Raw genomic sequence first — 22708 nt, forward strand, 5'->3', positions numbered from 1 at the left:
TGTGGCGAGGGAGCTTGCTCCCGCTCGGGTGCGAAGCACCCGCAATACTGGCGGGCGGGGATTTTGAGTCACCGTTGCAAGGTTTTGGGGCTGCTGCGCAGCCCAGCGGGAGCAAGCTCCCTCGCCACAAAAGCTCCTTTGCCATCTTTGTCACAACATCTCTATTGCCACCCATCGGGTTACTGATCTGACAGTCGACACCACTTTGGTGCATATCCCCGCCATATCCCCTTCGCCCTGAATACAACGCCCTCTGCTCCCCCCCCCCGAAATCCTTGACCAAAGGGACAGCAAAACCACCGTTTCCCCCTATTTTTCAGCCAATTGAACAAAACTGGTATGCCTTATGCAAACGTTTGCGAGTGACCGATACCGGCCTGTTCGCCACCTAACCGCGCAAACCCGCTCCACCGGGCTTTCGATCCGCACGAAAAGGGACTTTTAATGTATTGCACCTCCAGCCACGTGATTTGCTCGCGTACTTTTGCTGTTTCCTTGCTGCTGGCCAGCGTTACAGGACTACTCAGCAGCCACGTTTTGGCCCAACCGGCCACCGCCAAAGAATCCGCCCAGGGCGAAGCCCTCAGCCCTGAAGCCATCCCGCCGAAAAAAGGCGTCTACCTGTCGGACTGGTTCAACCAGGACCTGACCATCATCGGCAGCAAAGACATCAGCTTCGGCCCGCAACCGGCCGACGATATCTACCTGGAATATGAATATTTCGGCCGCAAGGGGCCGTTCGAGTTGTACGGCTACATCGACATTCCAAAGATCTTCGACATCGGCAACAGCCATGACAAAGGCGTCTGGGACCACGGTTCGCCGGTGTTCATGGAGCACGAACCGCGGATTTCCATCGACTACCTGGCCGGCCGCAGCCTGGCCGTCGGACCGTTCAAGGAATGGTACGTGGCGTTCGACTGGATCTACGACCACGGCAGCAACAGCGCCAACCGCGCCAACACGCTGTACAGCGGCCTCGGCACCGACATCGACACCCATTCGCGGGTCAACCTGTCGGCCAACTTCTACGGCCGCTACCAATGGGAAAACTATGGCGCCAGCAATGAGTATTCGTGGGACGGCTACCGCGCCCAGCTCAAGTACATCGTGCCCATCAGCAGCTTCAGCAACGGCGCTTCGTTGACCTACATCGGTTTCACCAACTTCGACTTCGGCTCCGACCTGCACAAGGACAACCCTGCCCGCACCGCCAATGCCACCGTGGCCACCAACGTATTGCTCTACGCCTTCACCCACTTGCGTTTCACCCTGGTCGGCCGTTATTTCCACAACGGCGGCAACTGGGAGGATGGCAGCGAGCTGAATTTCGGCGACGGTGACTTCCGCGCCCGTTCCAATGGCTGGGGCTACTACGCCGGTGTCGGTTATCAGTTTTAAGGCTCATTTGAATCAGGAGGTTTTATGAAAGCAATAACCCGTCTTTCCCTGTGCGTGGGCCTGGCCTGCGGCACCCTGCTCTCTTCTGCAGCCTGGGCTGGCGACGCGCCGATCCAGCCGAAAGTGATGCTGATTACCATGTTCGCCCCCGAAGCGCAGAACTGGATCGATCGCCTGGAGCTCAAGCAAGAAGTGCGCGTACCGGGCCTGTCCGCCGAGTACCCGAATATTCGCTGCAACACTCAACAGGTGTGCCTGATGGTCACCGGCATGGGCCAGACCAATGCCGCAGCCTCGACCCTGGCCCTGGCGCTGTCACCGAAATTCGACCTGCGCAAAAGTTACTTCCTGATCGCCGGGATTGCCGGCATCAGCCCGCACCACGGCACCATCGGCACCACCGCGTGGGCGCACTATCTGGTGGAATTCGGCACCCAGTGGGAGCTGGATTCCAGGGACGCGCCGAAAGACTGGCCGACCGGTTACCTGGGCATCAACACCAAAGGCCCGAACGAAAAGCCGCCGCTGGACTACAAGACTGAAGTGTTCGAACTCAATCCGAAGTTGCAGGCCAAGGCATTCGCCCTGAGCCACAAGGTCCAGCTGAGCGAGAGCAAGGAATCGGCGGCGTGGCGCTTGAAGTATCCGTCTGCGCCAGCCAATCAGCCACCGGTGGTGACCCAGTGCGACACGCTGGCGGGCAATACCTGGTTTTCCGGGACGCGGTTGAGTGAGCGGGCAGAAGTCTGGACCAAGCTGCTGACCAATAACGAAGGGGTCTATTGCACGACTCAGCAGGAAGACAACTCCACCTATGAGGCGCTGCTGCGCGCCAGCCGCGAGGGGTTGGTGGATGTCCGGCGTCTGGCGGTGGTGCGCGCCGGCTCCGACTTCGACCGGCCGGCGCCGGGCCAGAGCGAGGTGGATAACCTGCTCAAATACGCCGATCAGGGCGGTTTTGTGCCGGCGCTGGAGAACCTGTACCGCACGGGAAATCCGTTGGTGCAGGAAATCTTGCAGAATTGGTCGGCTTGGGAGAAAGGTGTGCCTGAGGTCTGAGTCCGGCTTCAGGCCGTCATCGCGAGCAGGCTCGCTCCCACAGAGGTCTGTGTTGGTTACAAAGCATGTGAGCGGCGCAGATCAACTGTGGGAGCGAGCCTGCTCGCGATAGGGCCAGAACATTCAACATAAATGCCGACTGTGACGGTTCCGCCGGCGCACCTTGGGCCATAGGCTAGGATCATCGGGGGTCAGGAAGGCTCCATGATCACGAGGCGTCCGACTGTCGCCAGTCACTGTCACCGTCCGACATTCGACTGAATTTTCCCCGCGCCTCGCGATCCCTCTATTACAACAGGGAGGAATACAGGCTTTATGAACAATGCAAAACTTTTCGTTATTGAATACACCCTTCATGGCCAGCCCAAGTCTTTCATTATCCGCCTGGACAAAATGGACAATGCAGAGGCTTGGCACTGGGCAAGTTGCGACGCCGGAGTCGGCCGGATCCCGCGCTTTGGCCGTGAACGGGTGCAAAAGACCAGTAAACCGCTGGCGGAAAAATTCGGCATCGAAAATGTTACCTGGCGACCGGCAAATTGAGCTTTGAGAGAAAGGGCAAACATTCAAACTGAAAGTGGAGCCTGGACGGCTCCACTTTGTTTGGCTGGACTGTCAGTGTTTGGCACACTTGCAGCCTTTGGTGGAGCATTCTTCGCCGTGTTCGTGATGTTTGGCGCAGCCTTCACAGCAGTAGTGCTTGCCGTGGCGCGCGATCGGATGTTCGCCCAGTTTGCAGGAACATTTGGGGCAGTCGCAGATACTTTCACTGTCGATCATGAGTCTGACTCCATTGTTGTGGTCGTCAAGGTGCCACGGGTGCGCGACACCTGAAGCAAATGACCGCCCGTTCCGCAAACCAGTTCAAACAAACGCTAGGACGGTGTTTGCTTACTAATGAGGGTAGTCGCGATGCGGCGACTCATGGACGAACACCGTCCTGTGGTGAGGGGGAAACCCTGATGCCGGTAAGTCAAGGCGCAGAACCTGTGGGAGCGTGGCTTGCCCGCGAAGAACGATGACGCGTAAACCCTGAAAAACTGCGGAGCATTCTTCGCGGGCAAGCCACGCTCCCACAGGATTTCCGTTGCTCAAATTTCTTGACTTACCGGCATTGGAGTAAGCCCCCTCGCCATACGAGCACGATCAATCAGATACGGAACTGCCCGACCAGTTGCCCCAGGCGCTGACCGAGAGCAGCCAGGCTGCGCGAGGTCTGGGCGCCGAGTTGGGTTTCGTCGGCGACGCTGTCTACCGCCACGGCAATTTGATGCACGCTGCGGTTGATTTCTTCGGCCACGGCGGTTTGCTCTTCGGCGGCGCTGGCAATCTGGGCGTTCATCGAGTTGATGGTGCCGATCAGCTGAGCCATGGCATCCAGAGATGCCCCCGCCTCGTTGGCCTGGGCCGACGTGCCGTCGCCGGCCTCGCTGGAGCGGCGCATGGCCTCGACTGCCGATTGGGTGCCGGCCTGCAAGCGGTCGATCATGCCCTGGATTTCCTGGGTGCTGATTTGCGTGCGACTGGCCAATGCCCGCACTTCGTCGGCGACCACCGCGAAACCACGCCCGGCCTCACCGGCGCGGGCCGCTTCAATGGCGGCGTTGAGCGCCAGAAGGTTGGTCTGTTCGGCGATCGAACGAATCACCCCGAGTACACTGACAATCGACGACACGTCTTTCTGCAAGCTGTCGAGGGACACGCCACTGCTGCGAATGTCGTTCACCAGCGCATGAATCTTCACGATGCTGCCGGCCACCACGCGCTTGGCGGCTTCGCCCTCTTCGTCGGTCTGCTGGGCAGCGACCGCCGCGTTTTGTGCGCTTTTGGCCACTTCCTGGGCCGCCGCCGACATTTCGTTGATCGCCGTGGCCACCTGATCGGTTTCGTGACGCTGACGCTCCATGGCCTGATCCGAGCGCTGGGCCTGATCGGAGACCTGATTCACCAGCCCGGTCAGTTGCGAGGTCATTTCGGTGATCTGGCGCACCAGGCCGTGGATCTTGTCGACAAAACGGTTGAACGAACCGGCCAGTTCGCCAAGTTCATCCTGGCTGGTGATGGTCAGGCGCCGAGTCAGGTCGCCCTCGCCCGCCGCGATGTCGTCGAGGTTGGCTTTCATCAGGTTCAGCGGACGCAGAATGGTGTTGGCCAGCAGCATCCCGGCAGCGGCGATCAGCAGCAATACCACCACCGCAATCCCGACAATGCTCAGCACCACGCCTTGCATGCGTTCCTGGACCTTGGCCTCAACCACCACCACCTGCGCTTCGATGCCGTCGAGGTTGACCGAGGTGCCGACCGCCATGTCCCACTTCGACAGGTATTCGGTGTAGCCGAGTTTGGGCACCAACACTTGCGTGTTACCGGGCAGCGGCGAACTGTATTGCAGGTAGTGAGTACCGTCCTTGGCGACTTTCACCAGCTCACGGTTGACGTAGACGCCGTTCGGGTCGCGGTTGTCCTTGAAGCTCTGACCCACGCCTTCGGCGCTGCTGGCCTTGAACAGGCGCACGGTATTGGAGTCGTAGCCGAAGAAGTAGCCGTCCTTGCCGTAGGTGATGCTCGACAGCAACTTGATCACCTGCGCCCGCGCCGCGTCATCGCCGGGAGCAGCCGCGTCGTACAGCGGTTTGATCGAGGTCATGGCCACGGCAACGTAACTTTGCAGGGTCGCCTTGGCATCGCTGAGCAGTCGCTGACGGGTTTCCTCGACTTCCTTGCGAGCCTGTTCTTGCAGAATGAACAGCGTGGTCAGGCTGATGACCAGCGCAAAGAGCAGCACCGGGAGGACGGCAAGGGACAGGACTTTAGCCTTCAGGCTCATGCGCATGACGTTCACTCTTTTGATTTTTTTGGCGTGGTTAAAGGCTTTAACGGCAGGCCAATTCAAAAGTTGAACGCGGTCATTGCGGGAGCGTGGCTTGCCCGCGATTCAGGCGCCGCGGTTTATCAGGCACACCGCGTAATCGTTCATTGCGGGCAAGCCACGCTCCCACAAGGTAAATGTGGTTACAACACCATCGCTGCCACCCAGCCGAACACCAGCAACGGCAGGTTGTAGTGCAGGAAGGTCGGGACCACGGTGTCCCAGATGTGGTGATGCTGGCCGTCGATGTTCAGGCCGGAGGTCGGGCCCAGGGTCGAGTCCGACGCGGGTGACCCGGCATCGCCCAACGCACCGGCGGTGCCGACGATGCACACGATGGCGATCGGGCTGAAGCCCAACTGCACGCACAACGGTACGAAAATCACCGCCAGAATCGGAACAGTGGAAAACGACGAGCCGATGCCCATGGTCACCAACAGGCCCACCAGCAACATCAGCAGCGCGCCGATGGCTTTGCTGTGGCCGATCCACGAAGCCGAGGTTTCGACCAGTGTCTGCACTTGCCCGGTGGCTTTGATCACTTCGCCAAACCCGGACGCGGCGATCATGATGAAGCCGATCATCGCCATCATCTTCATGCCTTCGGTGAACAGGTCATCGGTGTCGCGCCATTTGACGATGCCCGACACCGAAAAGATCAGGAAGCCCACCAGCGCCCCGATAATCATCGAGTCCAGCAGCAACTGAACAATGAACGCGACGGCAATGGCCAGACCGGCGATCATCAGGCTCATTGGGTTGTACTGCACCGCGACCTGTTCGACCTGCTCGATCTTTTCCAGGTCATAAACGCGCTTCTTGCGGTAGCTGATGAACGCTGCCGCGAGGCCAAAAACCATGCCCAGCGCCGGAATGCCCATGGCACGGGTGACGTTGATGCCGCTGATATCCACGCCACTACGGGCGACGTTGGCCAACAGGATTTCGTTGAGGAAGATGTTGCCGAACCCCACGGGCAGGAACATGTACGGCGTGATCAGACCGAACGTAATGACGCAGGCAATCAGTCGACGGTCCAGTTGCAGTTTGGTCAGCACATATAACAGTGGCGGCACCAGCAACGGGATAAAGGCGATATGGATCGGCAAGATGTTCTGGGAGGCGATGGCCACCACCCACAGCAAACCGATCAGCAGCCATTTGACATTGCCGCCCCCGTTGGCGTGCTGACGATCGACCATGGCCAAGGCTTTGTCAGCCAGCGCATGGGCCAGGCCGGACTTGGCGATGGCCACGGCGAATGCGCCGAGCAAGGCGTAAGACATCGCCACCGTCGCCCCGCCGCCAAGGCCATTGTTGAAGGCTTTCAGGGTCGCGTCGATGCCCAGGCCACCGGTCAGACCGCCCACCAGCGCGCCCACGATCAGCGCGATTACCACATGCACGCGGGACAGGCTGAGGATCAGCATGATGCCGACCGCGGCAATTACTGCATTCATTATTGCTACCTCAAAAACAGCGCGGTGAGGCAATCACCGCCAAACGGAATGAGTCCGGCCGGCAGTCTGCACAGGCCGCCAGCGGATTAAAGAAAAAGGGTTTTATTAGAGGGCGCGCACTGTGCCGGAGCATTGCCGCCTTGTCAAAGCCAAAGCCAACCCTCGTAGGCGCTGTTGAAGGCTGCAATCCTTTGATTTTCAACGACCTTGATGACGCCAGAAGATCAAATGATCGCAGCCTTCGGGTCAAGTCGACCCTGCAAGCCAATCGCGGGCAGGCTCGCTACCACAGGGTTAGTGGTTGTCCGCAAAATTTGCAGGCAACTCAGATCCAATGTGGGAGCGGGCCTGCCCGCGATGAGGTCATAACATCCAACATCTATGTTGACTGTTACATCGTCATCGCGGGCAAGCCCGCTCCCACAGGGTTAATTGGCGTTCTTCAGATTGGGGTCAGCGTTTGGGCAACTCGATCATCACCATCAACCCGCCCCACTCGCTTTCCTGCAACTTCAACACCCCGTCCCACGTGCCGACGATGTCGCGCACGATGCCCAACCCCAGCCCATGTCCATCCGTCTGTTCATCAAGCCGGGTACCGCGGCTGAACACCTGAGCGCGCTGGTCTTCGGGAATCCCCGGTCCATCGTCTTCCACGCTCAACTCAAACCTTTCTGCCGTTTCGACCACGCTCAACCGCACCTCGGCATCCGCCCATTTGCAGGCGTTATCCAGCAGGTTGCCGAGCAACTCCAGCAGATCTTCGCGATCCCACGGCAGTTGCAAACCGGCAGGCGCGCGGTAGCTCAGCTCAAGATGTTCACCATGAATCATGTTCAACGTGGCCAGCAACCCCGGCAGCTCGGCATCGCAATCAAACAGCGCCCCCGGCAGCGCATCGCCGGACAGCCGGGCGCGGTTGAGTTCGCGATTGAGCCGTTGCTGAACCTGTTCCAGTTGTGCCTGCATGACTTTGCGCAGCTGCGGGTGAGCATCGAGTTTTTCGCTGGAAGCCAGGCTCAACAACACCGCCAGAGGGGTTTTCAAGGCATGGCCAAGATTGCCCAGCGCATTGCGCGAGCGCTTGAGGCTGTCCTCTGTATGGGCCAGCAAATGGTTGATCTGCGCCACCAGCGGTTCCAGCTCCAGTGGCACTTCTTCGTCGAGTTGCGAGCGCTGGCCCTGCTGCAACTGGGCGATTTGCTCACGTGCCCTTTCCAGCGGGCGCAAGGCGCGGCGCACGGTGATCCGTTGCAGCAGCAGAATCAGCAGCAGCCCAACCAGCCCCAACCCCAGACCGACCTGCTGCATGCGACAGAAACTCTCGCGCACCGGGGTGTAATCCTGGGCGACGCTGATGGAAATCGCCTGCCCCAGCCGGCGGTAGTCCGAACGCAGCACCAGCAGCTGCTGCCCTTCCGGCCCCAATTGCAGGTTGCTTTGCAGACCTGCGTGTTCGAGCCGCGGCAGGTCCTGATCCCATAACGAGCGGGAGCGCCAATGGCTGTCGGCAAAGTCGATACGAAAGTAGTGCCCGGAAAACGGTCGCTGATAGGCCGGCGACAAGTGCCGCTCATCCAGTTGCAATCCCTGCGGCCCACGCACCAGCGCCACCAACAGGTTTTCGCTGTCGTTGCGCAGCCCGGCTTCGAGGTAGCGCTGCAAACCCATTTCGAACAGCCACAGGCTGGTTTGCGCCAGCACCAGGCCGACGATCACCATCACGCTGATCAGGCCCAGGCTCAAACGTCGCTGGATCGACCTCACTGGGCTTGCCCGCCGAACAGGTAACCCTGACCGCGACGGGTTTCGATCACGCTGCGGCCGAGCTTGCGTCGCAGGTGATTGACGTGGACTTCCAGCACGTTGGAATCGCGCTCGGTTTCACCGTCGTAGAGGTGTTCGGCGAGGTGGCTTTTGGAAAGGATCTGTTCGGGGTGCAACATGAAGTAGCGCAGAAGGCGAAACTCGGCGGCGGTGAGCTGGATGTCGGCGCCGTCGCGGGTCACGCATTGGCGACCTTCATCCAGATGCAGACCGGCGGCCTTGAGCGTCGGCTGATTAGCGTGACCATGGGAGCGGCGCAACAATGCCTGGACTCGCAGGTGCAGCTCTTCAGGGTGAAACGGTTTGGTCAGATAATCGTCGGCACCGGCCTTGAGGCCTTCGATCCGCTCGGCCCAGGAACCGCGCGCGGTGAGGATCAGCACCGGCGTGGCCAAGCCCCCGGCTCGCCATTGCGCCAGCACGTCAAGCCCTGGCAAACCCGGCAGGCCGAGGTCGAGGATGATCAGGTCATAGGGCTCGCTGCTGCCCTGGTACACCGCATCACGGCCGTCGGCCAGCCAGTCCACGGCGTAACCCTGCCGGTTGAGGCCAGCCATCAATTCGTCGGCCAGCGGCACGTGGTCTTCCACCAGGAGCAAACGCATCGATCAGTCTTCCTTGTCTTTCAGTAAATGCCCGGTGGTGGCGTCAAGGTCCAGCTCGCGCACCACGCCTTCGGCGGTCAGCAGCTCGACCTCATAAACGTAGACGTCGTGCTTCTCTTCAAGCTCGGCTTCCAGCAGTTTGGCCCCGGGATAGAGGTCCAGCGCTTGCTGCAAGAGCTGCTCCAGCGGCAGGATCACCCCTTGTTGGCGCAGGCGCAGGGCCTCGTCCTGATCCAGGTCGCGGGCCATGACCACCGAGCAAAAAGCCAGGAGCGCCAGCGCCATTCGACTGCTGGCACGTCGATTTAAAGAAAACACCTTCATTACGTTTCCTGATGATCCTTGAGAACCTGCCCGCTGACAGCGTCCAATTCCAGGTCCCACTCAAGGCCCTGCGGGTCGCGCAGTTCCACCTGATAGATGTACTTGCCGTACTCTTCTTCGAGCTCGGTTTCGGTGATTTTGGCGCCGGGATGTTTGGCCAATGCCGTGGCGTTGAGCTTCTCGAAGGACACAATGGTACCAGCGTCGCGCAGTCTCAGGGCTTCGTCGGGGCCCAGGTCGCGCGCGTGGGCAATGCTGGCGGTCATGGCGATGATGGAGGCGGTGAACAGGGCAGTCAGGATTTTCATCAGTGTCTCCGTATTTTTTTATGTGTTGCTACGAGAGCTACCTTAGTGATTCGAACTTAACTGAAACTGAATTGCCATCATTGGGACTGGCACCACGACATCGCAGCCATACACAAAACCTGTGGGAGCGGGTTTGCTCGCGAAGGCGGTTCAACATTCAACAAAAATGTCGACTGTGACACCGCTTTCGCGAGCAAGCCCGCTCCCACATAATCCCCCGCCTGCCAGACATCGAGACCGGTATGACCGCGATCCACATCAAGTTCCCTTCCCTGACTATCAAGGCCGGCCCGCGTGCCTTGGCGCGCATCCGTGCAAATGGCTTGAGCGCCGCTGATGTGGGCACGTTGCCGGGCGCCGCCGGTGGCCCGAAAGCGTTGGGGATTCAGGGGCTGGATCTGGCGCTGTTCGGCGAGTGGCTGCCGGCGGCGCCCCGGGAACGTTCGCTGATCGGCGCGTCGGTGGGCTCTTGGCGGTTCGCCAGCGCCTGCCTGTCGGATGCCGCTGAAGGCATCCGCCGCCTCGGTCACCTGTACACCGAGCAGAATTTCGCCAAGGGCGTGACCATGGCGCAGATCAGCCAGAGCTCCCGGCGCATGCTCGATGACTTGCTCGACGGCCGCGATGCCTCGATTCTGGATAACGCTCACTACCGACTGAACATCATGGTGGTCAAAAGCCACGGCCTGCTGGCGGACGATCATCGTGGTCGGCTGGGGCTGGGGCTATCGTCGGTAATCGCCGATAACCTGCGCGGACGAGCGCGGCTGTCGCGGCATTTCGAGCGGCTGATCATCCACGACCCGCGCCTGGCGCCACCGGTCAACGCATTGAATGACTTCCCGTCGCGCTTCGTTGCGCTGGATGCCGGCAACCTGCGCCAGGCCCTGCTCGCCTCGGGCTCGATCCCGATGGTCATGCAAGGCGTGCGCGACCTGCCGGGTGCCGGTGCCGGGACGTTTCGCGATGGCGGACTGCTGGACTATCACCTCGACCTGCCCTACAGCGGCAACGACATCGTGCTGTATCCGCACTTCACTGATCGAGTGATTCCCGGCTGGTTCGACAAGACCCTACCGTGGCGCCGCGCCTGCCCGGTGCGTTTGCAGGATGTTCTGTTGCTGGCGCCGTCCAAGGAATACCTGGCGCGCCTGCCCTACGGCAAACTGCCGGACCGTAACGATTTCAAGCGCTTCATGGGCGACGCCCCGAGCCGGCAGAAATACTGGCGCACGACGATGGATGAAAGCCGTCGTCTGGGCGATGAGTTCCTTGAACTGGCCGCCAACGGTCGCCTCGGCGAGCGCTTGCTGACCCTCTAGTGCCCTGTCTCGCCAATACTGTTCCTTTTTGACGGTGGCTGTTGTCGCCATGCTGCGTTGCCGCTCCTCGCCATAGCGGGCTATGACTCGTCGCGGCGCCTTGCCTGACGACAATAGCCACTCGCAAAAAGAAGAACGTATTGGTGAGACAGGACACTGGTCAGTGTTTTCCCGCATCACCAAACGCAAACTGTTAAACTCGCCGCCTGCCCATATCGCCGCGGCGATCGCCACCTGACAGAGCTGAACATCACTGTGGAAATCTTCAAAGAATTTACCTTCGAGTCCGCCCACCGCCTGCCCCACGTGCCGGACGGCCACAAGTGCGGTCGCCTGCACGGTCACTCGTTCAAAGTGGCGATTCACCTGAGCGGCGACCTCGATCCGCACACCGGCTGGATCCGCGACTTCTCGGAAATCAAGTCGATCTTCAAGCCGCTCTACGAGCGCCTGGACCACAACTACCTGAACGACATTCCCGGCCTGGAAAACCCGACCAGCGAAGTGCTGGCCAAGTGGATCTGGAATGAATTGAAACCCCTGCTGCCGGAACTCAGCGCGATTCGTATCCACGAGACCTGCACCAGCGGTTGCATCTATCGCGGTGAGTAAACCGATCTAAAGACAACGAAAATCCCTTGTGGGGGTGGGCTTTTGTGGGAGCTGGCTTGCCTGCGATGGCATCAACTCGGTTCGACGTTAAACCGAGTCGTCTGCATCGCGGGCAAGCCCGACTCCCACACAAGCCCGACCACACAAGAAATGCGTTTCGTCAGTGAATAGAGAAACAGCCTTCAATGGCTGTTTTTTTATGCCTATGCTTCTTGGCTCGCACATGCCAAGAGGACGCTCCCATGGCTGACTGGCCGCTGGCTCAGACCTATCGCTTCAACGGGCATTCCGTGCGCTACGCCGTGCGTGGCGACGGTCCGCCGCTGGTGTTCGTGCATGGCACACCGTTCTCTTCTTATGTGTGGCACCGGATTGCGCCGCACTTCATCACCACGCACCGGGTGCACTACTTCGATCTGCTGGGTTACGGGCAATCCACTCAGCCGGACGGCGATGTGTCGCTGGGCGTACAAAACCAACTGTTGGCGCAATTGCTGGAGCACTGGGGCCTGGAACGGCCAGACGTGGTGGCCCACGATTTCGGCGGCGCCACCGCGTTGCGCGCACATCTGCTCAATGGCAAGGATTACCGCAGCCTGACGCTGATCGATCCAGTGGCGCTGTCGCCCTGGGGTTCGCCGTTCGTACAGCATGTGCGTCAGCATGAAGCGGCGTTCAGTGGACTGCCCGACTACATTCAGCAGGCGATTGTGCCGACCTATATTCGTGGCGCGATCAAGCGCGAGATTCCCGATCATGAGCTGGCGCCCTACGTGCGGCCCTGGCTCGGAGATCCGGGGCAAGCGGCGTTCTACCGGCAGATCGCGCAGATGGATGAACGTTATACCCGCGAGATCGAAGGGCTGTACCCGACGGTTCGCTGCCCGGTGCAGATCCTTTGGGGTGAAGACGATCAGTGGATTCCCATTGAGCGCGGCCAGGCGCTGCATCAGATGATTGCGGGGTCGCAATTTCACGCCATTGCCAATGCCGGGCATCTGGTTCAGGAGGATGCGCCGGAGGCGATTGTGGCCGCGATATTGCGGTTTTTGCCCCTGCACAAATCCCCCTGAAAAAACCGCATTTAATGTGGGAGCGAGCCTGCTCGCGATAGCGGTCTGACAGTCACCCGAGTAGTGAATATGCCACCGCTATCGCGAGCAGGCTCGCTCCCACATGGGTGCCGTGTTCCTTCAGGTGCACCGCTTTCGAGCCCTCTTCGGGCCAAATCCGCCTGCTCGTCTATAAATAACAACACCCTCGCGCCATTGGCACGAGCACTGCAACACCCCCCGCGTCCTCCATCCAGCAAGGAACGCCATATGACGCAGAACGATTCGGGCAACGATTACCCCCTCAGCGAAGTCCCGATGCATGCCCGCAAGGGACTTGCCTCCACCGCCATGGTGCTACTGGGTTTTACCTTCTTCACCGCGACCATGTTTGCCGGCGGCAAGCTCGGTGTAGCGTTCAGTTTCGGCGAGATGATGGCGGTGATTATCGTCGGCAATCTGCTGCTGGGGATCTACGCCGCGGGGCTGGGCTACATCGCCTTCAAAAGCGGCCTCAACTCGGTGCTGATGGGACGTTTCTGCTTCGGTGAAGTGGGCAGCAAACTCAGCGACCTGATCCTCGGTTTCACCCAGATCGGCTGGTACGCCTGGGGCACCGCGACCGCCGCCGTCGTACTCGGTAAATATTTCGAACTGAGTGACGGCACGGTTCTGGGGCTGATGGTGCTGTTCGGCCTGGGCTTCTGCGCCACGGCGTACATCGGCTATCGCGGGCTGGAGATTCTGTCGTACATCGCCGTGCCAGCCATGATGTTGCTGCTGATGCTGTCGATGTGGGTCGCGACGGTGAAGGTCGGCGGGCTCGAGGGCTTGCTCGCAGTGGTTCCGACAGGAACGCTGGATTGGTCGACCGCCATTACGCTGGTGTTCGGCACGTTCGTCAGCGGTGCGACGCAAGCAACCAACTGGACACGCTTCTCCCGTTCGGCGCGGGTGGCGGTGTTGGCGAGCCTGATCGGCTTCTTCGTCGGCAATGGTCTGATGGTGTTGATCGGTGCCTACGGCGCCATCGTCTATCAGCAACCGGACGTGGTCGAAGTGCTGCTGTTGCAAGGCTTTGCCATGGCCGCGATGGCGATGTTGCTGCTCAACATCTGGAGCACCCAGGACAACACCATCTACAACTTCGCCGTCGCCGGCTGCAACCTGCTGCGCACCGGCCGGCGCAAAACCGTGACCCTGGCCGGCGCGGTGATCGGCACGCTGCTGGCACTACTGGGCATGTACGACATGCTGGTGCCTTACCTGATTTTGCTGGGCACGGTGATTCCGCCGATTGGCGGGGTGATCATGGCCGACTTTTTCTTCCGCTATCGTGGCCGCTACCCCCGCCTGGCCGACACACAGTTGCCGGCGTTCAACTGGCCGGGACTGAGCGCTTATGCGGTCGGCACGGTCGCGGCCTTCAGTTCGCCGTGGGTCGCGCCGCTGGTAGGGATTGCCGCTGCCGCGCTAACGTATGTGTTATTGACCGGCGTACTGGGTGCCCGTACCGCCGACGCGCCACTCCAAGATCTCTAGAAGGATTCGCCCGATGCACATCATCAACGCCCGCCTGCGCAACCAAGAAGGCCTGCATGAGTTGCACCTGGAAAACGGCCTGATTCACAGCATCGCCCGGCAAACCGAAGCCCCGTCCCTGGGGCCTGATGACCTGGACGCTGGCGGTAATCTGGTGGTGCCGCCCTTCGTCGAGCCGCACATTCACCTCGATGCCACCCTGACCGCCGGTGAGCCGCGCTGGAACATGAGCGGCACGCTGTTCGAAGGCATCGAGTGCTGGGGCGAGCGCAAGGCAACGATCACCCAGGAAGACACCAAGACCCGCGCCAAAAAGACCATCCAGACCCTCGCCGCCCATGGCATCCAGCATGTGCGCACCCACGTCGATGTCACTGACCCGGAGCTGACGGCGCTCAAGGCGATGCTTGAAGTCCGCGAGGAAAGCCGCCACCTGATCGACCTGCAAATCGTCGCGTTCCCTCAGGAAGGCATCGAGTCGTACCGCAATGGTCGGGAGCTGATGGAAGAAGCAATCCGCTTGGGCGCCGATGTGGTCGGGGGCATTCCGCATTTCGAGTACACCCGGGATCAGGGCGTCAGTTCGGTGAAGTTCCTCATGGACCTGGCCGAGCGTACCGGCTGTCTGGTGGACGTGCATTGCGACGAAACCGACGACCCGCATTCACGCTTCCTTGAGGTACTGGCCGAAGAGGCCCGCAGCCGCGACATGGGTTCGCGCGTCACCGCCAGCCACACCACGGCCATGGGTTCTTACGACAACGCCTACTGCGCCAAACTCTTTCGGCTGCTCGGGCATTCGGGGATCAGCTTTGTCTCCTGCCCCACCGAAAGCATTCACCTGCAAGGGCGCTTCGACAGCTTCCCGAAACGCCGCGGCGTGACCCGGGTGAATGAGTTGCTCGAAGCGGGGATGAACGTGTGTTTCGGTCAGGACTCGATTGTCGATCCGTGGTATCCGTTGGGCAATGGCAACATCCTGCGGGTGCTCGAGGCTGGGTTGCACATCTGCCACATGCTCGGTTATCGCAATCTGCAAAGTGCGCTGGATCTGGTGACCGACAACAGTGCCAAGGCCATGAACCTGGGCGATCGTTATGGGCTGGAACAAGGGCGACCGGCGAATCTGTTGATTCTGTCGGCGGACAGTGATTATGAGGTGATTCGGAGCCAGGGTTTGCCGCTGTACTCGGTTCGCGAGGGCAAGGTGTTGATGAAGCGGCAGATGCCGGTGGTGGAATGGGCGGATCAGCTCTGAGTTTTCGCTGACTGGCGGGCCTCTTCGCGGGCAAGCCCGCTCCCACAGAGATCTGTGTTGAATGCAAAATTTGCAAACAATAGAGAACCTGTGGGAGCGGGCTTGCCCGCGATAGCGATCTTGAATTCAACCCATCAACCGCGCCGTACCAAACAACCTGACCCGACTCAGTTCACCGCCCCGTTCTTCCAGCAAAATCGGCGCCGTGCCGCCAGGCATGACCACTTTGACCTCCCCGGCGCTGACCCAACCCACCCGCCATGCGGCGCAAGCCACCGCACTGGCGCTGGTGCCCGACGACGCGGTCGGCCCTTCTCCACGCTCGAACACCCGCGCAACCACTCGCCCCTCGGATTCAAGCATCGCCCATTGCAGGTTCACCCCAGCCACACACGGCTGCCCTGCCCCGGTCGGCACGGAGTAAGCGATACGGGTCAATCCTTCGGCCAACGCCGACTCGCGCATCTGTGTGTTACTCGGCAACGTATCGGCGGCTGTCACCAACGTCACGCAATGCGGATTGCCGATACGCACGAACTGGCTGCGGTTCCAGGCAGGATCGAGCGCCGACAGTGGCTGCACATGACTGACTTCACGCCCCTTCAACGTCACGGGTTCAACGCCTTGCGCAGCCACCGCTTCAGGCCCGAACGAGGGCTGTCCCAAATCCAGCCAGAACCCTTGCACGCCATCGATTTCAGCGGGCTTCACTGAAGTCTCCACCGGCGAAAACGCGTCGCTCTTGTCGTGATGAACCCGGAGCAGACAGGCCTTTTCCTTCGGCATCAGCCCTTGCTCGCCAAGGGCCTGGGAAAAAATCGTCAGGCCATTGCCACTGCGCTCGGCGAGCGTGCCATCGGTGTTGACGATCAACAGGTCAAAAGGCGGTGACGATTGAAACGGCCCCACCAGCAGCCCATCGCAGCGATGCGCCTTGCTGCCGGGCGGTTGCGTACCGGGCGCCCAGGCGCAGAACGCCTCTATGGCCGACATTGCCCAAGCCTCACGTGTCTGCGCTGCATGGCTGGCCAGCGCAGGCAATTCGATTCCGTTACCGCGCACATTGTCCGGCGTCACGACCGCGTAGATATTCCCTCGAGCATCGTACATCCGCGTCATGGCGCCCCCTCTATGAACAATTGATGCGTCGACGATATCGCGAAACAGCGGCTGGCTGTGCAAGGATGTCACCCTGCCTGACTGCAATTCCACCCGGACGTGATGAGCGAACCCTTTGCGGTTGTTCACTGTCCCTTGGGGACGCGACGTTTTTTGCCAAGGATTGATATGACCAACCTCAACACTCAAACCGCATTTGTTCCCGGACGCCTGGAACAGATGTCCACGCGCATCGCCTTTTTCATTGCCGGTTTCGGCATTGCAGCATGGGCGCCGCTGGTGCCCTATGCCAAGGCTCGGGCCGGGCTGGATGAAGGGACGCTCGGTTTGCTGCTGTTGTGTCTGGGGGTGGGGTCGATTCTGGCGATGCCGATGGCGGGGCTTTTGGCCACGCGTTTCGGCTGCCGTCGAGTGTTAAGCGGCGGGACTTTGTTGATCTGTGCGGCACTGCCGCTGTTGGCGACGGTGTCTTCGATTCCGGCGTTGATCGCCGCGTTGTTCATGTTCGGCGCGGGCCTGGGCACAGTGGATTCGACGGTGAACTTGCAAGCGGTGATCGTCGAACGGGCCAGCGGCAAGACCATGATGTCGGGGTTTCATGGGCTGTTCAGCCTTGGCGGGATCGTCGGCGCGGCGGGTGTCAGCGCGCTGCTCGGCTTGGGGATGTCGCCGCTGGGGGCGATGCTGGTGGTGATCGTGCTGCTGGTGGTGGCGTTGCTCAAGGCCGCGCCGCATCTGTTGCCCTATGGCAGCGAAAGCTCCGGCCCGGCGTTTGCCGTGCCGCATGGCATCGTGCTGTTCATCGGCGGAATGTGTTTCATCGTGTTCCTCGCCGAAGGCGCGGCGCTCGACTGGAGCGCGGTGTTCCTGGCGCAGGAACGCGGGATCGACACCGCTTATGCGGGGCTGGGTTACGCGGCGTTTGCGTTGACCATGACCGTCGGACGTTTGACCGGTGATTCGATCGTGCGTCGTCTCGGTGCTACTCGGGTGATTGTGTTCGGCGGCCTGACGGCCGCGGCAGGTCTGGCGCTAGCGACATTTGCACCGAGCTGGCAAGCGGCACTGGTGGGGTATGCGCTGCTGGGCGCTGGCTGTTCGAACATTGTGCCGGTGCTCTATACCGCCGTGGGTAAACAGACCGTCATGCCGGAAAGCATTGCCGTGCCGGCCATTACTACATTGGGCTATGCAGGGATTCTCGCCGGGCCTGCAGTGATCGGCTTTATCGCCCATGGCAGCAGCTTGAGTTTTGCCTTTGGGTTGATGGCGGTATTGCTGGTGGCCGTGGCGATTGGCGGGAAGGTGTTGAAGGTTTAAAAGCTTCGCGGGCAAGCCCGCTCCCACAAGGATCTTCAGTGACCACAGATTTTGTGTACGCCAAAGATCCTGTGGGAGCGGGGCTTGCTCGCGAAAGCGTTGTGTCAGGCGACGGCTTTATCGGCTGGACGTCAGTCTTCGCGGGCAAGCCTCGCGCCTACAATAAATCTTCAGCGAACATAGATTTTGTGTACGCCAAAGATCATGTGGGAGCGGGCTTGCCCGCGATGAAGTTAACTCGGTCGATCAGAACCCGACACTGGCCTGCACAAAAAACGTACGCGGCGCACCGACGTACATCCCCGAGTTGTTGTCGCTGGAACGGGTGAAGTACTGCTTGTCGAAAATGTTCTTCACCCCCGCGCCGACTTTCAGGTTCGACAGTTGCGAGCCGAAGTCATACCCCCCACGCACGTTCCAGGTGACGTAACCCGGGATGTCGCCGTATTGGCCGTCCGCACTGCCTTGCGTGATGTAGTTGCCGCTGAAACTGCCATCAGCGTTCACCGCGGTGCCTGGTGAGCGCTGTTTGGACTGGGCAAAGGCATCGAGGTTGTAGGTCCAGCGGTTGATGTCGTAACGCAGGCCGGCGGTCGCCACCTGACGCGAGTAGAACGGTAGGTCACGGCCCTTGAAGCCTGGAATCTCACCTTCATAAACGGCGCGCGTGTAAGTGAAACCGGCGTTGGCGGTCAGGCCGTCGAGTCGTGGGTCCAGCGCCGCCATGTCGTAATGCACCGAGGCTTCAAGGCCCTGGTGCGTGGTCGCGCCGAGGTTGGTCCAGCCCACATCGTTGCTGATGTATTGCAGTTCTTTATCGAAGTCGATGTAGAACAGCGTCACTTCCCCGCCCCACACGTCATCGTTGTAGCGCGTGCCGATCTCGTAGGTCTTGGCCTTTTCCGGGTTCAGGCCGTTGGCGGTGTTGTCTCCCGAGCCTCCCTGACCGAGCTGGAAATATTGCAGGCTGCCAAACGAGGTTTCGTAGTTGGCGAACAGCTTCCAGGCCTCGGACAGGTGATACATCACGCTCAGGGCCGGCAGCGGTTCGTTGCTGTCGATGCTGCGGCGTTTTTCCTGCACAGGTTTGCCGGCGGTGTCGAGAACCGGTCTGTCGTGCCATTCGGTGCTGATGCTTTCAAAACGGATGCCGGGTGTCACGGTCCAGTTGCCGACGTCGATCTTGTCATCGATGTAGACGGCATGGGCTTCGGTGCCACCGGTGCGATCCTGGAACACATGACCATCGGAGGTTCTGGTGACCACCGGCTGATTGTTCACCAGCGCCAGACGGCTCGCCTCTTCATGCATGCCTTCTTTCAGGTAGCGATAACCGACGCTGGCTTCCTGAGTGGTCGGGCCCAGATCGAACACATGGGACACCCGCGGTTCGATGCCGAAGGTGTAGTAAGTGCGCGGATAGGAACTGAGGGTTTTCTGGTCGCGAGCGGCGATGGTGCTGCCACGGAAGCTGTCGGAATAGTAGGTCAGCACTTCGGCCTGGGTGCGGTCGTCGATCTGCCGAATCCACTTGAAGGACACGTCCTTGCGACGGCCGCTGAAGTTGTCATGGTCACGATCGGACTGGAACGGATCAGCGTCGTACTGCTTCTGCGTCAGGCCACCGGGCATGTCGGCGCTGGCGTCGTAGTAATGGAAATTGAGGCTGAAATCGTCCTGATCGGTGGGCGCCCAATGGGTCTTGAGGATCACGTCGTCGATGTCATTGCTGTTGTTGCTTTTGCGATAACCGTTGCCGTTCACGCCGGAATACAACAGCGCCACGCCCATGCCGTTATCGGCGGTGCCCCCGAGAAACGCGGTGTCGATGTGCTTCCAGCCACCGCGCTGGGTGGTTTCCAGGGTGGTGCCGATTTCACCGGTGGCTTTCTCCGGGATCGCGCGGGTAACGAAGTTGATCACGCCACCGACGTTCTGCGGCCCATAACGCACCGAGCCGGCGCCACGCACCACGTCGATGCTGTCGAGGTTACCGGAAGAAATCGGTGCCATGGACAGCTGCGGTTGCCCGTAAGGGGCGAAGGCGGCAGGCACGCCGTCGATCAGCACGGTGGAGCGTGGCGACAGGCGCGAGGTCAGGCCACGCACGCCAACGTTCAGGGAAATATCGCTGCCGCCGGTGCCGTTGGCGTCCTGCACTTGCACGCCGGGTACGCGACGCAATACATCGCCGACGTTCATGGCGCCCTGCTCAACCATGGCTTCACGACGGATCACCGTGCGCGCGCCGGGATGGTTTTGCACCACGCCAGCATCGGCGTCACCGAGCCAGTCGCCAACCACTTTGATGTCGGTCACGCCCAGTTCCAGCGGGCCATTGGCGGCGGAAGTCGGGGCTGGCATCAGGGTCACCGAGCCTTCATCGATCTGGTATTCCAGACCGCTGCCTTGCAGCAATTGGCGCAAGGCTTGTTCCGGCGAGAGGTTGCCATCGACTGCCGGAGCCTGTTTGCCGGCCACCAGTTCAGGGCTGAAAAAAACCTGCAGCGAGGTTTGCTGGCCCAACTGGCTCAAGGCCTGACCCAACGGCTGCGCCTGAATATGAATGGCATCGGCAGCGAATGCCTGGGGCAGCGCCGAGCTGACCGCCAGGGCAAGAGCGAGGGGCAGCCAGGATGATTTGTTATTTTTAGCGGTGGTTTTCTTCACGTCGAACATTGTCCTGTGGATCGCAAGAGTGTGCGGCTGTTAATGCAAACCAGTTGCAGTTGGACAAGAAGACGAAGAACTCGAAAAAAACCTGAATCTATCGGGCAATTATTTCCTGACTGCCGTCATCGAGGGTGCGGATGGCCACCGGCAGAATGCTCGGCAAGGCCTTGAGCAATGCGTCGGTGTTGTCGGATTTGAACACGCTGGTCAGGCGCAGATCGCCCACTTTGGCGCTACCGACCGTCAGCGGCTTTTCCCGGTAACGCGACACTTCTTCGGTCACTTCGCTGAGGCTGGCGTTGTTGAACACCAGTTTGCCGCTGCGCCACGCGATCAGTTCTGCAGGGTTGACCGCATAGGCAGCGGCGACAAAGCCCTGAGCATTGACGCGAGTGCCAAGGCCCGCGGTGAGGCTGATGAAATCAGCGCCGCTACCTTGAACCTTGACCGTGCCCTGCTCTACGACGACCCGGGTTTCGGCGCTGTCGCGACGCACGTCGAAACGGGTGCCGGTAACCGTGACCTTGCTGCTGCCCGCCTCGACCACGAACGGTCGGCTGCTGTCATGCTCGACGCTGAACATCGCCTCGCCTTGCGTCAACTCGATACCGCGACGATCTTTTTCATAGCGCACCTGCACCCGGCTGCGGCTATTCATATCGATCACCGAACCGTCCGGCAACGCTACATGACGGCGTTCGCCAAGGGCCGTGGAATATTCAGCCGTGTAGGTCGCCGGATGGTTCAAGCCACTGAACAACCCCAGGCCGAGCGCCACCGTCAACACACTCGCGGCCACTGCGTAACGCACCAACGGATGACGTGTACGGCGTGCCGGCGGGGTTTCGCACAAGGCATGCAAACGCTTGGCGGGTAGCAGATCAGCCGCCGCCCACAGGCTCTGGAGCATTTGATATTCGTCGCGATGCTGAGGGTGTTCGTCCAGCCAGACCTCGAAGCCTCGCCGGTCTTCGGCGTTGACGGCAGGTTCCTGCAAACGCACAAACCACCGCGCCGCTTCATCGCGAACCGTTGTTTGCCCGCACGCACAATCACGAGTATCCATCATGGAAAGTCCTGTTTGGCCGGGGATGAGAAGGCGCGGCGAGTCATGGTTGTAACCCGTCCAGGCGATCACGCAGATGCCGCAGGGTGCGGATCATATACTTTTCCACCATGTTCCTGGACAGCCCCAGGCGCTCAGCGATTTCGGCCTGGGTCAGGCCTTCGATCTTCTGCCAGACGAACACCTTGCGGCAGTTGACCGGCAGCTCGGTGAGCGCCCGTTCGATGGAATCCGCCAACTGGATCGCGTGCATGAAATGCTCCGGGTCGCCGGACGACGACACACTGTGATCGATCGCCTCGGACTCCATGGCGCCCCGCCGATCCTCACGCCGATAACCGTCCACCGCAATGTTGCGCGCGGTCTGGTGCAAATACGCCCGAGGTTGTTGCACCGCCGCCGAATCGGACTCAAGCACCCGCACGAAGGTGTCGTGGGCCAGGTCCTCGGCCTGCTGACGATTTCTCAGGCGACGGGTCCAGGTGCCGATCAACTCTTCGTAATGCTCGAAAAAGCCGGGTCTGCGGGGCAGCTTGGGGGTCATTGCGGTGTGCTGTGGAGAGGAGGCGTGAATAGTAATGCTTCGTATTAACCAGAAGCAATGGATTCCTCGGACCTCATGGATTCTCAGCCCCACATCCCGTTTGCAGTTGCCCGCCAGTTTTTCCTTTTCAGCGGGCGCAGCCTTCTTGAACAACTGCTTTGCTTGCCGTCATCGTCAGCAGCAATGCCAGCGCAGCGCACAGTATCAAGGTTTCGCCCAATGCCTGAGCCCACGCCGCGAGCATCAACCCCGCAGCTGGCTCAAATGAGCAACCGACGATCGGCAGGGAAAAACAATTGTCAGCGAATATTACATACGTCATATTACAGCTGTAATAAGGCGTCATT

Annotated in this window: 21 protein-coding genes; 9 read left to right on the forward strand and 12 right to left on the reverse strand. The window is 60.4% G+C overall.

What is annotated here, in order from left to right:
* Nucleotides 1–444 precede the first annotated feature (444 nt).
* From ACZ3HH_RS23305 to ACZ3HH_RS23315, 3 genes are all read left to right on the forward strand, one after another.
* A complete protein-coding gene (locus ACZ3HH_RS23305; protein WP_465808059.1) occupies nucleotides 445–1401 on the forward strand; it encodes a nucleoside-specific channel-forming protein Tsx in 957 nt (318 codons plus the stop codon).
* Between the two features lie 24 nt (nucleotides 1402–1425).
* Nucleotides 1426–2460 (forward strand): purine-nucleoside phosphorylase, encoded by a 1035-nt coding sequence (locus ACZ3HH_RS23310; RefSeq protein WP_465808061.1) that lies wholly within the window; start codon nucleotides 1426–1428, stop codon nucleotides 2458–2460.
* 315 nt (nucleotides 2461–2775) lie between these two features.
* Nucleotides 2776–3003, forward strand: a complete 228-nt coding sequence (locus ACZ3HH_RS23315; protein ID WP_465808063.1) for a DUF6555 family protein — start codon at nucleotides 2776–2778, stop codon at nucleotides 3001–3003.
* Between the two features lie 72 nt (nucleotides 3004–3075).
* Here ACZ3HH_RS23315 and ACZ3HH_RS23320 read toward each other — a convergent pair whose 3' ends face one another.
* The 7 genes from ACZ3HH_RS23320 to ACZ3HH_RS23350 form a co-directional block, all read right to left on the reverse strand.
* Nucleotides 3076–3240: a metallothionein gene (locus ACZ3HH_RS23320; RefSeq protein WP_465808065.1), complete on the reverse strand. Its 165-nt coding sequence runs from the start codon at nucleotides 3238–3240 to the stop codon at nucleotides 3076–3078.
* Nucleotides 3241–3610: 370 nt separating this feature from the next.
* Nucleotides 3611–5293 carry a methyl-accepting chemotaxis protein gene (locus tag ACZ3HH_RS23325; RefSeq protein ID WP_465808066.1) on the reverse strand — a complete coding sequence of 561 codons (1683 nt, stop codon included), beginning with the start codon at nucleotides 5291–5293 and terminating at the stop codon, nucleotides 3611–3613.
* A 179-nt stretch (nucleotides 5294–5472) separates the two neighbouring features.
* Nucleotides 5473–6789, reverse strand: a complete 1317-nt coding sequence (locus ACZ3HH_RS23330) for a Na+/H+ antiporter family protein (protein WP_465808068.1) — start codon at nucleotides 6787–6789, stop codon at nucleotides 5473–5475.
* Nucleotides 6790–7242: 453 nt separating this feature from the next.
* Nucleotides 7243–8556: a sensor histidine kinase gene (locus ACZ3HH_RS23335; protein ID WP_465808070.1), complete on the reverse strand. Its 1314-nt coding sequence runs from the start codon at nucleotides 8554–8556 to the stop codon at nucleotides 7243–7245.
* The gene (locus ACZ3HH_RS23340; protein ID WP_007907723.1) at nucleotides 8553–9221 is read right to left on the reverse strand and encodes a response regulator transcription factor; all 669 of its coding nucleotides are present in this window, start codon (nucleotides 9219–9221) and stop codon (nucleotides 8553–8555) included. The genes ACZ3HH_RS23335 and ACZ3HH_RS23340 overlap by 4 nt, the downstream gene beginning before the upstream one ends.
* A 3-nt stretch (nucleotides 9222–9224) precedes the next feature.
* Nucleotides 9225–9545 carry a PepSY domain-containing protein gene (locus ACZ3HH_RS23345; protein WP_460145261.1) on the reverse strand — a complete coding sequence of 107 codons (321 nt, stop codon included), beginning with the start codon at nucleotides 9543–9545 and terminating at the stop codon, nucleotides 9225–9227.
* Nucleotides 9545–9853, reverse strand: a complete 309-nt coding sequence (locus ACZ3HH_RS23350) for a PepSY domain-containing protein (protein WP_465808073.1) — start codon at nucleotides 9851–9853, stop codon at nucleotides 9545–9547. The genes ACZ3HH_RS23345 and ACZ3HH_RS23350 overlap by 1 nt, the downstream gene beginning before the upstream one ends.
* 242 nt (nucleotides 9854–10095) lie before the next feature.
* Here ACZ3HH_RS23350 and ACZ3HH_RS23355 point away from each other — a divergent pair, with 242 nt between their 5' ends.
* The 5 genes from ACZ3HH_RS23355 (at nucleotide 10096) to codA (ending at nucleotide 15639) form a co-directional block, all read left to right on the forward strand.
* Nucleotides 10096–11175, forward strand: a complete 1080-nt coding sequence (locus ACZ3HH_RS23355; RefSeq protein ID WP_465808075.1) for a patatin-like phospholipase family protein — start codon at nucleotides 10096–10098, stop codon at nucleotides 11173–11175.
* 255 nt (nucleotides 11176–11430) lie between these two features.
* Nucleotides 11431–11787, forward strand: a complete 357-nt coding sequence (gene queD, locus ACZ3HH_RS23360; protein WP_465808077.1) for a 6-carboxytetrahydropterin synthase QueD — start codon at nucleotides 11431–11433, stop codon at nucleotides 11785–11787.
* Nucleotides 11788–12029: 242 nt separating this feature from the next.
* Nucleotides 12030–12860: an alpha/beta fold hydrolase gene (locus ACZ3HH_RS23365; protein WP_465808079.1), complete on the forward strand. Its 831-nt coding sequence runs from the start codon at nucleotides 12030–12032 to the stop codon at nucleotides 12858–12860.
* 249 nt (nucleotides 12861–13109) lie between these two features.
* On the forward strand, nucleotides 13110–14381 hold the full coding sequence (codB, locus tag ACZ3HH_RS23370; protein ID WP_465808081.1) for a cytosine permease: 1272 nt from the start codon (nucleotides 13110–13112) through the stop codon (nucleotides 14379–14381).
* 13 nt (nucleotides 14382–14394) lie between these two features.
* The gene (codA, locus tag ACZ3HH_RS23375; protein WP_465808083.1) at nucleotides 14395–15639 is read left to right on the forward strand and encodes a cytosine deaminase; all 1245 of its coding nucleotides are present in this window, start codon (nucleotides 14395–14397) and stop codon (nucleotides 15637–15639) included.
* Nucleotides 15640–15765: 126 nt separating this feature from the next.
* Here codA and ACZ3HH_RS23380 read toward each other — a convergent pair whose 3' ends face one another.
* Nucleotides 15766–16758: a diaminopimelate epimerase gene (locus ACZ3HH_RS23380; protein WP_465808085.1), complete on the reverse strand. Its 993-nt coding sequence runs from the start codon at nucleotides 16756–16758 to the stop codon at nucleotides 15766–15768.
* A 168-nt stretch (nucleotides 16759–16926) separates the two neighbouring features.
* On the opposite strand from ACZ3HH_RS23380, the gene ACZ3HH_RS23385 reads away from it, so the two are divergent.
* Complete coding sequence (locus ACZ3HH_RS23385; RefSeq protein WP_465808087.1) at nucleotides 16927–18078, forward strand: MFS transporter; 1152 nt, start codon at nucleotides 16927–16929, stop codon at nucleotides 18076–18078.
* Nucleotides 18079–18324: 246 nt separating this feature from the next.
* On the opposite strand, the gene ACZ3HH_RS23390 is transcribed toward ACZ3HH_RS23385, so the two are convergent.
* From ACZ3HH_RS23390 to ACZ3HH_RS23405, 4 genes are all read right to left on the reverse strand, one after another.
* Nucleotides 18325–20748, reverse strand: a complete 2424-nt coding sequence (locus ACZ3HH_RS23390) for a TonB-dependent siderophore receptor (RefSeq protein ID WP_465808089.1) — start codon at nucleotides 20746–20748, stop codon at nucleotides 18325–18327.
* Between the two features lie 97 nt (nucleotides 20749–20845).
* Nucleotides 20846–21820: a FecR family protein gene (locus tag ACZ3HH_RS23395; protein ID WP_465808091.1), complete on the reverse strand. Its 975-nt coding sequence runs from the start codon at nucleotides 21818–21820 to the stop codon at nucleotides 20846–20848.
* A gap of 40 nt (nucleotides 21821–21860) precedes the next feature.
* Nucleotides 21861–22361, reverse strand: a complete 501-nt coding sequence (locus tag ACZ3HH_RS23400) for a sigma-70 family RNA polymerase sigma factor (protein ID WP_465808093.1) — start codon at nucleotides 22359–22361, stop codon at nucleotides 21861–21863.
* 127 nt (nucleotides 22362–22488) lie between these two features.
* Nucleotides 22489–22707: a hypothetical protein gene (locus ACZ3HH_RS23405; protein ID WP_465808095.1), complete on the reverse strand. Its 219-nt coding sequence runs from the start codon at nucleotides 22705–22707 to the stop codon at nucleotides 22489–22491.
* Nucleotide 22708 lies beyond the last annotated feature (1 nt).

The organism is Pseudomonas sp. PME37.24/025, assembly GCF_055556615.1.

What these genes read in the sequence shown, in the direction of transcription:
- ACZ3HH_RS23310 (WP_465808061.1), top strand. Translation starts at nt 1,426, where the DNA reads ATGAAAGCAATAACCCGTCTTTCCCTGTGCGTGGGCCTGGCCTGCGGC.
- ACZ3HH_RS23355 (WP_465808075.1), top strand. Translation starts at nt 10,096, where the DNA reads ATGACCGCGATCCACATCAAGTTCCCTTCCCTGACTATCAAGGCCGGC.
- ACZ3HH_RS23395 (WP_465808091.1), bottom strand. Translation starts at nt 21,820, where the DNA reads ATGATGGATACTCGTGATTGTGCGTGCGGGCAAACAACGGTTCGCGAT.
- codB (WP_465808081.1), top strand. Translation starts at nt 13,110, where the DNA reads ATGACGCAGAACGATTCGGGCAACGATTACCCCCTCAGCGAAGTCCCG.
- ACZ3HH_RS23405 (WP_465808095.1), bottom strand. Translation starts at nt 22,707, where the DNA reads ATGACGCCTTATTACAGCTGTAATATGACGTATGTAATATTCGCTGAC.
- ACZ3HH_RS23345 (WP_460145261.1), bottom strand. Translation starts at nt 9,545, where the DNA reads ATGAAGGTGTTTTCTTTAAATCGACGTGCCAGCAGTCGAATGGCGCTG.
- ACZ3HH_RS23380 (WP_465808085.1), bottom strand. Translation starts at nt 16,758, where the DNA reads ATGACGCGGATGTACGATGCTCGAGGGAATATCTACGCGGTCGTGACG.
- ACZ3HH_RS23365 (WP_465808079.1), top strand. Translation starts at nt 12,030, where the DNA reads ATGGCTGACTGGCCGCTGGCTCAGACCTATCGCTTCAACGGGCATTCC.
- ACZ3HH_RS23385 (WP_465808087.1), top strand. Translation starts at nt 16,927, where the DNA reads ATGACCAACCTCAACACTCAAACCGCATTTGTTCCCGGACGCCTGGAA.
- ACZ3HH_RS23330 (WP_465808068.1), bottom strand. Translation starts at nt 6,789, where the DNA reads ATGAATGCAGTAATTGCCGCGGTCGGCATCATGCTGATCCTCAGCCTG.
- ACZ3HH_RS23340 (WP_007907723.1), bottom strand. Translation starts at nt 9,221, where the DNA reads ATGCGTTTGCTCCTGGTGGAAGACCACGTGCCGCTGGCCGACGAATTG.
- codA (WP_465808083.1), top strand. Translation starts at nt 14,395, where the DNA reads ATGCACATCATCAACGCCCGCCTGCGCAACCAAGAAGGCCTGCATGAG.
- ACZ3HH_RS23320 (WP_465808065.1), bottom strand. Translation starts at nt 3,240, where the DNA reads ATGATCGACAGTGAAAGTATCTGCGACTGCCCCAAATGTTCCTGCAAA.
- ACZ3HH_RS23350 (WP_465808073.1), bottom strand. Translation starts at nt 9,853, where the DNA reads ATGAAAATCCTGACTGCCCTGTTCACCGCCTCCATCATCGCCATGACC.
- ACZ3HH_RS23400 (WP_465808093.1), bottom strand. Translation starts at nt 22,361, where the DNA reads ATGACCCCCAAGCTGCCCCGCAGACCCGGCTTTTTCGAGCATTACGAA.
- ACZ3HH_RS23305 (WP_465808059.1), top strand. Translation starts at nt 445, where the DNA reads ATGTATTGCACCTCCAGCCACGTGATTTGCTCGCGTACTTTTGCTGTT.
- ACZ3HH_RS23325 (WP_465808066.1), bottom strand. Translation starts at nt 5,293, where the DNA reads ATGCGCATGAGCCTGAAGGCTAAAGTCCTGTCCCTTGCCGTCCTCCCG.
- ACZ3HH_RS23315 (WP_465808063.1), top strand. Translation starts at nt 2,776, where the DNA reads ATGAACAATGCAAAACTTTTCGTTATTGAATACACCCTTCATGGCCAG.